Genomic DNA, 13,765 nt, shown 5'->3' on the forward strand with positions numbered 1-13,765 from the left:
CGAGCATCGACAAGAGAGAGCATCGCCATGGATTTGATCTTATTGGAACCCGGCAACGGGGAACTCGTATTCGGCAAGGCGCCGGACGGTGAAAGCAAGGGAATCGACGCCATCTGGCGCGACGCCGCTGCGCTGCAGGGCATGGGCCCATGCATCGAACTGGTCTCGCTGCACCAGGGCATGAAACAGCAAGTGACGACCGACGTCGGCAACGCGGCGCGCACCGCCGGCCGGCCCGTCATCACCGAATTTACCTGTGTCAAATATGTCGATGCGACTTCGGTCAAACTGTACGAGCTGTGCCTGCTGGCGCGACCGCTGGGCACCGGCGCGACCCAGCCGACCAGGCTGTACATCGCCCGCCATTCGAGCAGCAAGACGGCCAACGTCATCACCATTGCCCTGCGCGACGCGCTGATCAGCGAAATCCAGCTGCAAACCCATGCCGACGACATGCCGACCGAGCAGTTCAAGCTGAGCTTTACGGAAATCCTCTGGAGCCACAGCGTGCAGCAGGCCGACGGCCAGCCCGGCGCCCAGCACACGACGGGCTGGAGCCTGGCACGCAACCGGCCGATTGCGGCCTTTACCGGATAATTACATGAACGACACCATCCATCCGCCAGCGGCGCCCGCCGGCGCGCCCCCGGAAGTCAGCTACGTCAACAACGCCGGCCTGGTGCTGTTCCATCCTTTCCTTGAGATGATGTTGCGAAAAATCAATGTGCTGATGCCCGCGGAGCCTGGCGCGATGCGCGTGCGCAGCGAGGACGGCGCGCGTGCCGTGCACTTGCTGCAATACCTGATCGATGGCAGGAGCGACAGGCCAGGCTCGCAATTGGTGCTGAACAAGCTGCTGTGCGGCCTGGATCCCGACTTTCCGGCGCCACCCGTGCACCTTGCGGCAGAGGATATGGCGCTCGGCGACCACCTGCTGGCCGCCGTCATTGGTAACTGGCTCAACATGCAAAAGATGTCGTCAGCGGCCTTGCGCGAAACCTTCCTGCAGCGCGAAGGCCGCCTGGAATGGCGCGACGGGCTTTGCACGCTGACCGTCCAGCGCAGGACGGTCGACGTGCTGATGAACCAGCTGCCATGGAGCCTTGCCTTCATCGGGCATCCCTGGATGCCGCAGCCCCTGCACGTGAGCTGGTAGGCGCGCGCCGGCCAAAGTTCCCTATTCTTCCAGCCCGCCCCCCAGCGCCTTGTACAAGGCCACGGCCGACTTGAACTGGTCGCGCCGCACGTCGAGCAGGGTTTGCCGCGCCGCATACGCCTGGCGCTGCGCGTCGAGCAATTCCAGGCGGCTGTCCTGGCCCGCGTCGTAGCGCAGCTGCGACAGGCGCTGGCGCTGCTGCGCCGCCGCCACCACGCGCTGCTGGGCGTCGATCTGCTGCGCATACGTGGCGCTGCCGGCCAGGCCGTCGCGCACTTCGCGGAAAGCCGCCTCGATCGCCTGTTCGTACTGCAGCACGGCCACGTCCTTGCGCAGCTGCGACAGGCGCAGTTCCGCGCGCAGCTGGCCGCCCTGGAACAGCGGCTGCGTGAGCTGGGGCGCGAACGACCAGCTGCGCGCGCTGCCACGGAACAGGTCGCCGAGCTCCGGGCTGGCCAGGCCTAGCTGCGCCGTCAGCGACAAACGGGGGAAGAAGGCGGCGCGGGCGGCGCCGATTTCCGCATTCGCCGCCACCAGCGCGTATTCGGCCTGCAGGATGTCGGGACGGCGCGCCAGCAAGTCCGACGGCAAACCAGGCGGCAGCTGCGTCAGCACGGGCTGGCCGTCGAGGGGATGGCTTGCCGGTAAATCGCCAGGCAGCGGCGCGCCGAGCAGCAATTCCAGGTTGTTGCGCGCCAGGGCACTGGCCCGCATGCGGGCCTGCACGTCCGCCTCCGCCGTGGCGGCCTGCCCTTGCGCTTGCGCCACGTCCAGGCCACTGCCCTGCTGCGCGCCATGCAGGCGCTGCGTCAGAACCAGCGCCTGGCGCCAGTCGGCCAGGGTTTGCCGCGCCAGCGCCAGCTGCTCTTCCGCCAGTCGCTGTTCCAGGTAGGCATCGGCCACGCCGCCGATCAGGGCCATGCGCGCGGCGCGCTGGCCCTGCTCCGTGGCCAGGTAGCGCGCAAACGCGGCGTCCGACAAGGAACGCAGGCGGCCAAACAGGTCGATCTCGAACGCGCTCATGGCGACGCCGGCCGAAAACTGGCTTTGTACCGCGTGATTTTGTCCCGCGCCATCGGCAGCGCGCTGGCGCGTGCCGCCGCCGTTGAGGCCAATGGCGGGATAGCGGCCCGCATCCTGGATCTGGTACTGGGCCCGCACGGCTTCCACGTTGAGCGATGCCACGCGCAAGTCGCGGTTGTTTTCCAGCGCCAGCGCGACGAGGCGCTGCAGGCGCGCATCGAGCAGCATCTGGCGCCAGCCCAGGTCGGCGGCGGTGCCGGCCATGCCTGCCGCCGACGGCGCCGCCGCTTCATAACTGGCGGGGATGGGCGGCGCCGGCTTGACCAGCGGCGGCGTCAATGAACACGCCGACAACAGCGCGGCGACGGGTAACAGATAAAACCAACGCATTACGACTCTCCTTCCACCGCCTTGGCGGCGGTGTGACTATTGCGTTTCTTGACATAGCTGCCCACCTTGTCGACGGCGCCCAGCACCACGACAAAGAACACGGGCACGAAAAACACGGCCAGCACGGTGGCGGTGATCATGCCGCCGAACACGCCCGTGCCGATCGCGTGCTGGGTTTCCGCGCTGGCGCCCGTGGCCAGCATCAGCGGCACGACACCCAGCGCGAACGCCAGCGAGGTCATCAAGATCGGGCGCAGGCGCAGCCTGGCCGCTTCCACCGTCGCCTCGACCAGTCCCTTGCCCTGCGCCTGCAGCTGGCGCGCATATTCGACGATCAGGATGGCATTCTTCGCCGACAGGCCGATGATCGTGATCATGCCGACCTTGAAGAACACGTCGTTCGGCATGCCGCGCATCATCACGGCCAGCACGGCGCCGAGCAAGCCCAGCGGCACCACCAGCATGACGGAGACGGGAATCGACCAGCTTTCATACAGGGCCGCCAGCACGAGGAAGACCACCAGCATCGACAGCGCCATCAGCATCGGCGCTTGCGAGGCCGATTCCTTCTCTTGCAGCGACTGTCCCGTCCACGCCAGCGCGAAGCCGGGCGGCAGCTGTTTCACGAGCCGCTCCATTTCCAGCATGGCGTCGCCGCTGGACACGCCGGGCGCGGCGCTGCCCGAGATGCGCGCCGCCGGATAGCCGAGGTAGCGCACCAGCTGCAGCGGCGATTCGCTCCACACGGGACGCACCAGCTCGCCCATGGCCACCATGCCGCCCGCGTTATTGCGGATGCGCAAGGCCAGCACGTCGTTCAGCTGCATGCGCGCGGGCGCATCGGCCTGGATGATCACCTGCTGCATGCGGCCCGCATTGGGGAAGTCGTTGACATAGGTCGACCCCATGGCCGCCGTCAGCATGTCGGCGATGGCCGTAAACGACACGCCCAGCGCTTCGGCCTTGGTGCGGTCGATATCGAGGCGCACGCTGGCGCCGGGCGGCAAGCCGTCCGGATACACGCCCGCCACCTTGCTGCTGTGCGCGGCCAGTCCCAGCAGCTGGTTCTGCGCCGCCTGCAGGGCGGCGACGCCCTGGTTGGCGCGGTCTTGCAGGCGCAGGGAAAAGCCGGACGAGTTGCCCAGTTCATCGATGGCCGGCGGCATCAGGCTCATGATCACGCCCTCCTTCGCCTGCGCCATGGCGGCCTGCGCCAGCGCCACTTCTTCCTGCGCCGTGGCGCCGTTGCGCTCCTTCCAGTCCTTCAGCATGGTGAACGCCAGGCCCGCGTTCGGCCCCGCGCCGGAAAAGCTGAAGCCGAGGATCGACTGGTTCACTTCGATGCCGGGCCGCGTGGCCGTATGCGCCTCGAACTGCTTGACGACATCGAGCGTGCGCTCCATGGTGGCGTCGGACGGCAGCTGGATCGAGGTGATGAAGTAGCCCTGGTCTTCTTCCGGCAGGAAAGCCGAGGGCAGCTGCAGGAAGGCCACGCCCAGCGCCGCGACGATGGCGCCGTACACGAACATCGAGCGGCCGGCCCGTTTCAGCATCGCCACCACGCCCTTTTCGTAGCGGGCCGTCATGCGGTCAAAACAGCGGTCGAACCACAGGAAGAAGCCCTTCTTGTCGTGGTCGTGCGGGCCGATGGGTTTGAGCATGGTGGCGCACAGGGCCGGCGTCAGGGTCAGCGCCAAAAAGGCAGAGAACAGGATCGAGACGGCCATGGCCAGCGTGAACTGGCGGTAGATCGCGCCGACGGAACCGCTGGCCAGCGCCATCGGGATGAACACGGCCGTCAGCACCAGCGTGATGCCGACCACGGCGCCCGTGATTTCGCGCATGGCCTTCGACGTCGCTTCCTTCGGCGACAGGCCCTCGGTCGCCATCAAGCGCTCGACCGCTTCCACCACCACGATGGCGTCATCGACGATGATGCCGATGGCCAACACCATGCCGAACATGGTCAGCACGTTGATGGAGTAGCCGGCCAGCAGCATCACGGTAAATGTCCCCATCAGGGCGATCGGCGCGACGATGGCGGGAATCAGGGTATAGCGTATCTTTTGCAGGAACAGGTACATGACGAGGAACACCAGCACCATCGCTTCGAGCAGGGTGACGATGACCTTTTCAATCGAGATTTTCACGAACGGCGCCGTATCGAACGGCACCGAATACTTGATCCCGGCCGGCATGGTGTGCGCCAGTTCGGCCATGCGCGCGCGCACGGCGGCCGCCGTCTGCACGGCGTTGGCGCCCGGCGACAGCATGATGGCGGCGCCCGAAGCGGCCTGGCCGTTTTCGCGGATGCTGAAATTGAAGCTTTGCGCGCCCAGCGAGACGCGCGCCACGTCGCCGATGGTCACTTTCGAGCCGTCCGCATTCGCCCGCAGCACGATGGCGGCAAATTCTGCCGGCGTCTGCAGCTGGCCCTGCACCGTCAGCGGGATGGTCACGCGCTGGCCCTCCACGGCCGGCGAATCGCCGAGGCGGCCCGGGGCGATCTGCGCATTTTGCTGCGCCACGGCCGCCGTGATGTCGCCCATGGCGATGTTGTAGGACACCAGCTTGGCCGGGTCGACCCAGATGCGCATGGCCCGCTCGGAACCGAACAGCTGCACCTTGCCCACGCCGGGAATGCGGCGCAGCTCTTCCGTCACGTTGCGCGCCAGGTAGTCGCCCAGCGCCACTTCATCGTGGGCGCCATTGTCGGAGATCAGACTGACGATCATCAGGAAGCCGGACGACGCCGATTCCACGGTCAGGCCATTTTGCCGCACGGCCTGCGGCAGGCGCGGCTCGATGGCTTTCAGGCGGTTTTGCACGTCCACCTGGGCCATTTCCGGATTCGTGCCCGGCTGGAAGGTGACGGTGATCGACGCCGACCCCGAGGTATCGGTGGACGACTCGAAATACAGCAGGTGCTTGACGCCGGACAGTTCGCGTTCGATCAGGCCCACCACGGAATCGTTCATGGTTTGCGGCGTGGCGCCGGGATAGTTGGCGCTGATGCTGACGCTGGGCGGCGCCACCGAGGGGAAGCGCGCAATCGGCAATTGCGGTATGGCGATCAGTCCGAACAGGACGATGAAGACCGCCACCACCCACGCAAAGACGGGGCGGTTGATGAAAAATTGAGGCATGTAATTAAACTTTCAACAAGTACGCTTTCAATGAATACGGATCAACGCGTCTTGGCGGCAGCAGCGCTTGCCACGACGGCTGGCTTCCACGGTTGCGGCGCGGCCGTGGCGCCCGGCTGCAGGCGTTCCTGGCCTTCGATGACGACGGTTTCGCCCGCCTTCAGTCCGCCGTTGACCACATACTGGTGGTTGACGACGTCGCCCACGGCGATCGGTTTCAGGCTGGCCTTGTTCGTGCCATCGAGCACCCAGGCCTGCGCCTGGCCATCGCTGCTGCGCAAGACGGCCTGCTGCGGCACGAGCACGCCGTCGGCCTGCACGGCGCGGGCGATGCGCGCGCGCACGAACATCCCCGGCAAGAGCTGGCGCTGCGGATTGTCGACCAGCACGCGGATGGTGGCGTCTCCCGTGCCCGCATCGATGCTGATGCCGGAGAACAGGATGCGTCCCGTGACGGGATGCGGCCGGCCATCGGCACCGAGGATGGTCACGGGCAGCTTGTCGGCGCCGCCCGTACCGTCCGAACCTGCGGCCTGCAGCGCGGCCAGCGCGGCGGCCGGCTGGCGCACGTCGACATACACCTTGTCGATCTGCTGGATGCGCGCCATCGGCGCCGCGTCCGCCAGGCCAACGAGCGCGCCCTCGGTCACCAGTTCGGAGCCGATGCGCCCGGCAATCGGCGCCTCGATGCTGGCAAAGGCCAGGTCCAGGCGGCGCCGCGCCAGGGTCGCGCGCGACTGCGCCACGGTGGCCACGGCTTGCTCGCGCTGCGCCACGGCGTCGTCATACGCCTGGCGGCTGATGGCGTCCGCCTCGACCAGCGGCTTCAGGCGCTCGGCCTGGCTGCTGGCGCGGTTCGCCGTGGCCACCGCATGCTGCAGGGCGGCGGCGGCCGAATCGACGTCGGCCTGGAATGGCGCCGGATTGAGCTGGAACAGCTTCTGCCCCGCCTTCACGTCGGCGCCCTGCTCGAACTGGCGGCGCAGCACGATGCCGCCCACCTGCGGGCGGATGTCGGCCGTGCGGAACGCGGCCACCCTGCCCGGCAATTCGTCGCTGAGCACCACGGGCGCGGCGTGCAGCTTGAGCACCGTCACGGCGGCAGGCGGCGCGGCCCCTTCCTCGGGCGCGGGCTGGGAACAGGCGGCCAGGCTGAGCAGCGCCGCGGTAATCAAACTATTTTTCCTGGTGAAGTACTTTACTGGCATGACTTTTCTCTATGGCTGATCCCAACCGGCGGTCCGGTCGACAGATAACCAGAGCATAAAAGGCCAGCATGGATGTTCCGTCAAAGAAATGTGGAGATTCGATGGAGAGCGCGAAGAATGCTAGACTATTTGCATGAACTATCTCCACAGCTCCAGCCAACCATCGTTCCTTGCCACCACCCCGCCCGCCGCCCTCGTCCTGATCGCCGAAGATGAACCGCAGATCGCCCGCATCCTGGCCGGCTACCTCGAGCGCGACGGCTACCGCACGGCTTTCGCGCTGGACGGGCGCGAAGCGCTGAACCAGCACCTGGCGCTGGCGCCGGACCTGCTGCTGCTCGACGTGCAGATGCCGCAGGTCGACGGCTGGGGCGTGCTGACGGAAGTGCGGCGGCGCGGCGAGACCCCCGTCATCATGCTGACGGCGCGCGACCAGGACGCCGACAAGCTGGCCGCCCTGCGCGTGGGCGCCGACGACTACATCATCAAGCCCTTCAATCCGGCCGAAGTGGTGGCCCGCGTGGCCGCCGTGCTGCGCCGTTCGCGCGTGCGCCATCACCCGGTCGGCGGCCAGCGCCTGCGCTGCGGCCCCATCGATATCGACCAGGAAACCTATGTGGCCAGCGTGCTGCGCCACGGCACGCCCGTGCCGCTGAGCCTGACCCTGACGGAATTTCGCCTGCTGGCGCACCTGGCGCGCACGCCGCGCCGCGTCTGCAGCCGCCTGGAACTGCTGGAAGCGTGCATGCCTGAAAGCAATTCGCTGGAACGCACGGTGGACAGCCATGTCAGCAAGCTGCGCAAGAAGCTCGAGGAAGCCGGCGTCATGAACATGCCGGCCAGCCTGCGCGGCGTCGGCTACCGCCTGGAAAGCGACGCCTGATGCGCTTTACCGGCCTGAACCGGCAGATCGTGCTGTCGATGTCCGTGCTGATGGTGTGCAGCATCCTGCTCATCTGGATCGGTTCCTGGATCTTCTTTGCCGTCGCCTTCAAGATCGATCCCGGCATGCTGTCCGAGCCGGACGACTGGTCGCCGACGACGGCGGAATGGCTGTGGATCTTTGCCATCACCATCTTCGGCTTGCTGCTGGCCGCCTTCTTTGCCATCAAGCTCGCTTCGCGTATTTTAAAACCGATCAATTCCGTGATGGACAGCGTGCGCCGCGTGGCCCATGGCGACCTGTCCGCGCGCGCTTTCGCGGGCGACCGCAGCCTGGGCGAAACGGCCATGCTGGTCGATGACTTCAACAGCATGGCCGAACGCCTGCAGCGGGCGGCCAAGGAAAGCGAAACGTGGAACGCGGCCATCGCGCACGAACTGCGCACGCCCGTGACCATCCTGCGCGGCACCCTGCAAGGCGTCGTCGATGGCGTCTTCAAGCCCGAGGAAGTGCCGTTTTCCAGCCTGCTGGCGCAAGTCGAGGACCTGGGCCGCCTGATCGAGGACTTGCGCACCCTGAGCCTGGCCGACAGCGGCTACATGCAGCTGCGCATGGCGTGGACGGACCTGACCCTGGAAATCGAGGAAGTGGGCCGCCTGCTGGCGCCGGACATGGAAGCGGCCGGCTTTGTGCTGCAATTGCAGCTGTCCGACCATCCCGTCTGCTGCGACGCGGCGCGCATCCGGCAAATCGTGCTGGCCCTGCTCGACAACGCGCGCCGCTATGCGCATCCGGGGCTGCTGCGCGTGCGCACCCGCGTGCAGGCCGGCCAGTATTTCCTCAGCGTCGAGGATGCGGGTCCCGGCATCCCGGACGAACTGGCGCCGCATGTGTTCGAGGCGTTCCGCCGCGGCGACAGCGCGCGGGTCGACCTGCACGCGGGCAGCGGCCTGGGACTGGCCGTGGTCGAGGCCATCGCCCGCGCGCACGGCGGCAGCGCGGCCTGCGCCCGCGGCGCGGCAGGCGGCACCCTGTTTACAGTGAAATGGCCGGTCGAGCATGGCGCGCCGCCAGCCGCTGGCTGAGCACGCCGGCTACGCGCCGCCGTCCGCGCGCAGCATGTCGACAAAGGCGCGCAACACGGCCGGCATCTGCCGCCGGCTCGGGTAGTACAGGAAGTAACGGGGCGGCGGCGGCAACCAGCCTTCCAGCACGCACGCCAGCCGCCCGGCCGCGATGTCCGCGCGCGCATCGGCCTCGTACACATACGCCAGCCCGGCGCCGTCGCGGGCCGCGCGCAGCATCAGCTCATCGTCGTCAAATACCAGCGGGCCGCCGACGGCGATGCTGACGCCCTCGCCGGCCTGTTCGAACTCCCACGCATACTCGCGCCCGCTGGGAAAGCGCCGGACAATGCAGGCATGCGCCAGCAGCGCGCGCGGCGTGGCCGGCGCGCCATGGGCCGCCAGATAGGCCGGCGACGCCACCACCACGAAAGGCTGCGGCGCACCCACGGGCACGGCGATCATGTCCGCCGCCACGTACTCGCCGAAGCGGATGCCCGCATCGAAGCCGTCGCGCACGATATCGATCATGCCGTCATCGGTGACCAGCTCGACCTGCACGCGCGGATGGCGCGCCACGAACGACGCCAGCATGGGCCCCAGCAGCAGCCGGGCGGCCGGGCGCGGCACGTTCAGGCGCAGCTTGCCTGCAGGAACATCCTGCAGCGTGCTCAAGTCCAGCAAGGCATCCGTGATTTCGCGCATGGCCGGTTCCAGCCGCGCCAGCAGCTGCTGCCCCGCCTGCGTCGGCGTGACGCTGCGCGTGCTGCGGTTCAGCAGGCGCACGCCCAGGCGCTCTTCCAGCGCGCGCAGCGCATGGCTGAGGGCGGAAGCGGACACGCCGCGCTCCAGCGCCGCCTTGCGAAAGCTGCGCAGGCGGGCGACGGCGGCAAAAGCCGTCAATTCATTCAGGTCGGCCATTATTCATGAGAAAAATTCAGTAATACATGCAGGATAAGCGATCTTATCGCATGCTGTTGCCTGCTCCATACTCATTGCATCTTTTTTTGAAGAGGAATGACCATGGAATACCGCACACTGGGCACATCGGGCCTGAGCGTCGCACCCATCGGCCTGGGCTGCATGGGCATGAGCTTTGCCTACGGCGGCGCCGACGAGGCAAGCGCCTTGCGCGTGCTGCACCGCGCCGTGGAACTGGGCGTCACCCTGATCGACACGGCCGAAGTATACGGCCCCTACGCCAACGAGGCGCTGGTGGGGCGCGCCCTGAAACAGCTGCGCGGCAAGGTCAGCATAGCCACCAAGTTCGGCTTCCGCATCCTGCCGCACGGCCAGGGCGTGGAACGCATGGCCGGCGTGGACAGCCGCCCGGAACACATCGTCCAGGTGGTGGAAGCGTCGCTGTCCCGGCTGGGCGTCGACTGCATCGACCTGCTGTACCAGCACCGCGTGGACCCCGCCGTGCCCATCGAGGACGTCGTCGGCGCCATGGCCGGGCTGGTGCGGGCGGGCAAGGTGCGCCACCTGGGACTGTCGGAAGTGTCGGCCGCCACCCTGCGCCGCGCCCACGCCGTGCATCCGATCGCGGCCGTGCAATCCGAATATGCGCTGTGGAGCCGCGACGTGGAAGCGGACGTGCTGCCCGCCTGCCGCGCGCTGGGCATCGGCTTCGTGCCCTACAGCCCGCTGGGACGCGGCTTCCTGACCGGCAAGCTCGCTTCCAGCGCCGCGCTGGCGCCCGACGACTATCGCCATAGCTTGCCCCGTTTCCAGCCGCAAGCCATGGCCGCCAACGGGCGCCTGGTGGCCGCGCTGCAACGCCTGGCCGCCGCGCGCGGCGCCACGGCGGCGCAGCTGGCCCTGGCCTGGCTGCTGGCGCAAGGCGGCGACATCGTGCCGATTCCCGGCGCCCGCAGCCTGGCGCACCTGGAAGAGAACGTCGCCGCCGCGCAGATCGTCCTGAGCGACAGCGAGCTGGCCGCCATCGGCGCCGCCATCGCGCCCACCGCCGTGCAGGGCGCGCGCTACCCGCGGCATGAGCTGGACATGCTTGGCCTGTAGACAACCATGCTTGAGTGCGCTATACAAGTTTCTTTTTACCCGCCGCACTTGAAATGGCTGAATCCGCTATCATTTCCAATCTGAACTATTCATTATGAAAGGGATTTATATGTCCGATTTGCTCGAAACACTGCAATGGCGCTACGCCACCAAGAAAATGGACCCGACGAAAACGGTGCCGCAAGACAAGGTCGAGCGCATCCTGGAAGCCGTGCGCCTGACGGCCAGCTCCAGCGGGCTGCATCCCTATGAAGTGTTCGTGGTGACGAATCCGGCCCTGCGCGAGCAGATCAAGCCGCATGCGTGGAACCAGTCGCAAGTGACGGACGCCTCGCATTTGCTGGTGTTTGCCGCCTGGGACAATTACACGGTCGAGCGCATCAACAAGATGTTTGACCTCGTCAACACCGTGCGCGGCTTCAAGAACGAAGGCTGGGAAGCGTACCGCCAGCAAATCCTCGCCACGTATCCGCAGCGCGACGCCGAGACCAACTACCAGCACGCGGCGCGCCAGGCCTACATCGGCGTGGGCACGGCCCTGATCGCCGCAGCGCAGGAAAAAGTCGACTCGACGCCGATGGAAGGTTTCGACCCGGCCAAGGTCGATGAAATCCTCGGCCTGCGCGCAAAAGGCCTGCGTTCGGTCGTCATGCTGCCGCTCGGCTACCGCGCCGATGAAGGCGACTGGCTGGTCGACCTGAAAAAAGTGCGCCCGGCGCGCGGGCAGTTCATCACCGAACTGGCGTAAGCACACCGCGCCTCTCGAAAAAGCGGATGCCGGCAACGGCATCCGCTTTTTTTTCGTTCACGCCGCCTGCGGAAAGCGCACCGTCACGCACAGTCCCCGTCCCGCCTCGCCGTCGGCCAGCGCGATGTCGGCCCGGTGGTGCTCGGCGATGTGGCGCACGATGGACAGGCCCAGGCCGCAGCCCCAGGCATCGTTGCCATCGGGCCGGAAGAAACGATCGAACAGGCGCGCATGGTGCTGCAACGGCACGCCGGGACCGTTATCGCGCACGCGCAGCAGCGGCCGGCCATCTTCCTGCGCCGCCTGCAGGTCGACCCTGCCGCCCTGCTGCGTGTAGCGCAAGGCATTGTCGATCAGGTTGTTCAGCAAGACTTGCAAGCCATCCGGGTCGGCTTTCACCATCACCCTGGTCGGCAATGTTTCAACCACACCCAGGTCGATGTCGCGGCTGTCGGCCAGCGCGCTGTGGTCGGCCACGGCCGCTTCCAGCAATTGCCCCAGATCGACAGACTGCAGCTGGCTGGCCGTCAGCGCCGTCTCGTGGCGCGCCAGACTCAGCAGCTGGCGCACGAGGTGGGTGCTGCGGTCGAGCCGCTCGTGCAGCCTGGCCAGCGCGGCCGCCCGCGCCGCCTCGCCGCTGGCCCGTTCGGCCAGCTGCAACTGCAGCTTCAGCGCCGTCAGCGGCGAGCGTAATTCGTGCGCGGCATCGGCGACAAAGGTGCGCTGCGCCGTCAGCGCCGCCTCGAACTGCCCCATCAGTCCATTCAGCGCCAGCGCCACGGGCCGCAGTTCGGGCGGCATGTCGTCGGCCGCCAGCGGCGTGAGCGCATCCGGCGAGCGGCCCGCCACCGATGCGGCCAGCCGGTGCAGCGGCGCCAGCGCCCGACCCACCACGGCGACGATCAGCAGCGCCAGGATCAGCGCGAACACCAGCAGCGGCGCGCCGGCGCGCATGGTCATCTGCCACGCCAGCTGGTCGCGCACGGCCTGCGCCTGCGCCACCTGCACGTAACGGCCGCGCCGCGTCTCGCCGTACAGGCGCCAGTCCTCGCCCTGCACCAGGACGTCGGCAAAACCGGCCAGCGCATAGCGCGGCAGTGGTGACTGGCCCGGCAAAACGGGCAATGGCTGGCCCGCCTCGTCCCACGCCTGCAGCACGAATGCTTCTTCCGGATCCTGCGCGGCGGGCATGCCCGTCTGCGGTTCGAACTCGTCGGGCAAGGCCACGGCCAGCTGGCGCAGCTGCAAGTCGGCCAGTTCATTGGTTTCTTCCAGCAGCGAGCGGAACAGTGAAATGCCCGCACCGAGCACGCACAGCAAGGTGGCGGCCAACAAGCCGAGCAGCAACTGGCGGCGGATGCTCAGCATGGCGCCACGCGCATCTTGTAACCGACGCCGCGCACGGTCTGGATGCAGTCCGCGCCGAACTTCCTGCGCAGCTGGTACACATACACGTCGACGGTATTGCTTTCCACTTCGCTGTCCCAGCCATACAGCTTTTCGCCCAGCTGGCGCTTCGACACCACCTTGCCCGGATCGTCGAGCAAGGCGCGCAGCACGGAAAACTCGCGCGGCGGCAGCTTGATCTGCTCGCCTTCGAACGTGACGTCATGGCTGGCCAGGTCCAGCGTCAGCGCGCCGTGCTCGATGATGGAGCGCGAACGGCTGACCCTGCGGCGCAGCAGCGCGCGTATGCGTGCCAGCAACTCGTCGAGGTCGAACGGTTTTACCAGGTAATCGTCGGCGCCGCTGTCGAGCCCCTCGACGCGGGCCGGCGTGTCGTCGCGCGCCGTGATGATCAGCACGGGCAAGTCGGCGCCGCGCCTGCGCGTGGCGCGCAGCACCTCCATGCCCTCCTTGCCGGGCAAGCCCAGGTCCAGCAGCATCAGGTCGTAGGCGAAGCCGGCCAGCGCCAGCTCCGCATCGTGGCCATCGCGCACCCAGTCCACGGCATAGCACTCGCCAAGCAAGCCCTCGACCATGCTTTCCCCGATCATCGGATCGTCTTCCACCAGCAACACGCGCACCCCGGTCCCTCACACAATGGCTAAAAATGCCCATATCTTACCGTGGATGACGCCAGGCCGTTGCCGTGGCGCCCGCTCGCAGGCCTCATGCCGCCGCG

General features: G+C 67.3%; 12 protein-coding genes. 6 read left to right on the plus strand and 6 right to left on the minus strand.

Annotated features, from left to right (window positions below):
- Window positions 1-27 precede the first annotated feature (27 nt).
- Together YQ44_RS13900 and YQ44_RS13905 are read left to right on the plus strand one after the other, a co-directional pair.
- Window positions 28-597, plus strand: a complete 570-nt coding sequence (locus YQ44_RS13900; protein ID WP_071323888.1) for an Hcp family type VI secretion system effector — start codon at window positions 28-30, stop codon at window positions 595-597.
- Window positions 598-601: 4 nt separating this feature from the next.
- Window positions 602-1,156, plus strand: coding sequence for a contractile injection system tape measure protein (locus tag YQ44_RS13905; RefSeq protein WP_071323889.1), 555 nt, complete (start codon window positions 602-604; stop codon window positions 1,154-1,156).
- 21 nt (window positions 1,157-1,177) lie between these two features.
- Here the strand turns inward: YQ44_RS13905 and YQ44_RS13910 are convergent, their stop codons facing one another.
- From YQ44_RS13910 to YQ44_RS13920, 3 genes are read right to left on the minus strand one after another with little or no spacing between them, the layout of a single operon-like run.
- Window positions 1,178-2,569 (minus strand): efflux transporter outer membrane subunit, encoded by a 1,392-nt coding sequence (locus tag YQ44_RS13910; protein WP_071323890.1) that lies wholly within the window; start codon window positions 2,567-2,569, stop codon window positions 1,178-1,180.
- Window positions 2,569-5,715, minus strand: coding sequence for an efflux RND transporter permease subunit (locus tag YQ44_RS13915; protein ID WP_071323891.1), 3,147 nt, complete (start codon window positions 5,713-5,715; stop codon window positions 2,569-2,571). The genes YQ44_RS13910 and YQ44_RS13915 overlap by 1 nt, the downstream gene beginning before the upstream one ends.
- Before the next feature lie 41 nt (window positions 5,716-5,756).
- Entirely contained in the window at window positions 5,757-6,923 is a 1,167-nt protein-coding gene (locus YQ44_RS13920) for an efflux RND transporter periplasmic adaptor subunit (RefSeq protein ID WP_071323892.1), read from the minus strand.
- Between the two features lie 133 nt (window positions 6,924-7,056).
- Here YQ44_RS13920 and YQ44_RS13925 point away from each other — a divergent pair, with 133 nt between their 5' ends.
- Window positions 7,057-7,806 (plus strand): response regulator, encoded by a 750-nt coding sequence (locus YQ44_RS13925; protein ID WP_071323893.1) that lies wholly within the window; start codon window positions 7,057-7,059, stop codon window positions 7,804-7,806.
- On the plus strand, window positions 7,806-8,891 hold the full coding sequence (locus tag YQ44_RS13930; RefSeq protein WP_071323894.1) for an ATP-binding protein: 1,086 nt from the start codon (window positions 7,806-7,808) through the stop codon (window positions 8,889-8,891). The genes YQ44_RS13925 and YQ44_RS13930 overlap by 1 nt, the downstream gene beginning before the upstream one ends.
- 9 nt (window positions 8,892-8,900) lie before the next feature.
- Here YQ44_RS13930 and YQ44_RS13935 read toward each other — a convergent pair whose 3' ends face one another.
- On the minus strand, window positions 8,901-9,791 hold the full coding sequence (locus tag YQ44_RS13935; protein ID WP_071323895.1) for a LysR family transcriptional regulator: 891 nt from the start codon (window positions 9,789-9,791) through the stop codon (window positions 8,901-8,903).
- A 102-nt stretch (window positions 9,792-9,893) separates the two neighbouring features.
- On the opposite strand from YQ44_RS13935, the gene YQ44_RS13940 reads away from it, so the two are divergent.
- Together YQ44_RS13940 and YQ44_RS13945 are read left to right on the plus strand one after the other, a co-directional pair.
- On the plus strand, window positions 9,894-10,892 hold the full coding sequence (locus YQ44_RS13940; RefSeq protein ID WP_071326494.1) for an aldo/keto reductase: 999 nt from the start codon (window positions 9,894-9,896) through the stop codon (window positions 10,890-10,892).
- Window positions 10,893-11,001: 109 nt separating this feature from the next.
- Complete coding sequence (locus YQ44_RS13945; protein ID WP_071323896.1) at window positions 11,002-11,640, plus strand: NAD(P)H-dependent oxidoreductase; 639 nt, start codon at window positions 11,002-11,004, stop codon at window positions 11,638-11,640.
- A gap of 57 nt (window positions 11,641-11,697) precedes the next feature.
- Here YQ44_RS13945 and YQ44_RS13950 read toward each other — a convergent pair whose 3' ends face one another.
- Complete coding sequence (locus YQ44_RS13950; RefSeq protein WP_071323897.1) at window positions 11,698-13,008, minus strand: ATP-binding protein; 1,311 nt, start codon at window positions 13,006-13,008, stop codon at window positions 11,698-11,700.
- Window positions 13,002-13,667 (minus strand): response regulator, encoded by a 666-nt coding sequence (locus YQ44_RS13955; protein WP_071323898.1) that lies wholly within the window; start codon window positions 13,665-13,667, stop codon window positions 13,002-13,004. Before YQ44_RS13955 ends, YQ44_RS13950 begins: the two co-directional genes overlap by 7 nt.
- Window positions 13,668-13,765: the final 98 nt, after the last annotated feature.

It is taken from the genome of Janthinobacterium sp. 1_2014MBL_MicDiv (assembly GCF_001865675.1).
Taxonomy (GTDB): domain Bacteria; phylum Pseudomonadota; class Gammaproteobacteria; order Burkholderiales; family Burkholderiaceae_D; genus Janthinobacterium.

Coding starts and splice junctions, on each gene's coding strand:
- YQ44_RS13900 (WP_071323888.1), top strand. CDS start 28: ATGGATTTGATCTTATTGGAACCCGGCAACGGGGAACTCGTATTCGGC.
- YQ44_RS13905 (WP_071323889.1), top strand. CDS start 602: ATGAACGACACCATCCATCCGCCAGCGGCGCCCGCCGGCGCGCCCCCG.
- YQ44_RS13910 (WP_071323890.1), bottom strand. CDS start 2,569: ATGCGTTGGTTTTATCTGTTACCCGTCGCCGCGCTGTTGTCGGCGTGT.
- YQ44_RS13915 (WP_071323891.1), bottom strand. CDS start 5,715: ATGCCTCAATTTTTCATCAACCGCCCCGTCTTTGCGTGGGTGGTGGCG.
- YQ44_RS13920 (WP_071323892.1), bottom strand. CDS start 6,923: ATGCCAGTAAAGTACTTCACCAGGAAAAATAGTTTGATTACCGCGGCG.
- YQ44_RS13925 (WP_071323893.1), top strand. CDS start 7,057: ATGAACTATCTCCACAGCTCCAGCCAACCATCGTTCCTTGCCACCACC.
- YQ44_RS13930 (WP_071323894.1), top strand. CDS start 7,806: ATGCGCTTTACCGGCCTGAACCGGCAGATCGTGCTGTCGATGTCCGTG.
- YQ44_RS13935 (WP_071323895.1), bottom strand. CDS start 9,791: ATGGCCGACCTGAATGAATTGACGGCTTTTGCCGCCGTCGCCCGCCTG.
- YQ44_RS13940 (WP_071326494.1), top strand. CDS start 9,894: ATGGAATACCGCACACTGGGCACATCGGGCCTGAGCGTCGCACCCATC.
- YQ44_RS13945 (WP_071323896.1), top strand. CDS start 11,002: ATGTCCGATTTGCTCGAAACACTGCAATGGCGCTACGCCACCAAGAAA.
- YQ44_RS13950 (WP_071323897.1), bottom strand. CDS start 13,008: ATGCTGAGCATCCGCCGCCAGTTGCTGCTCGGCTTGTTGGCCGCCACC.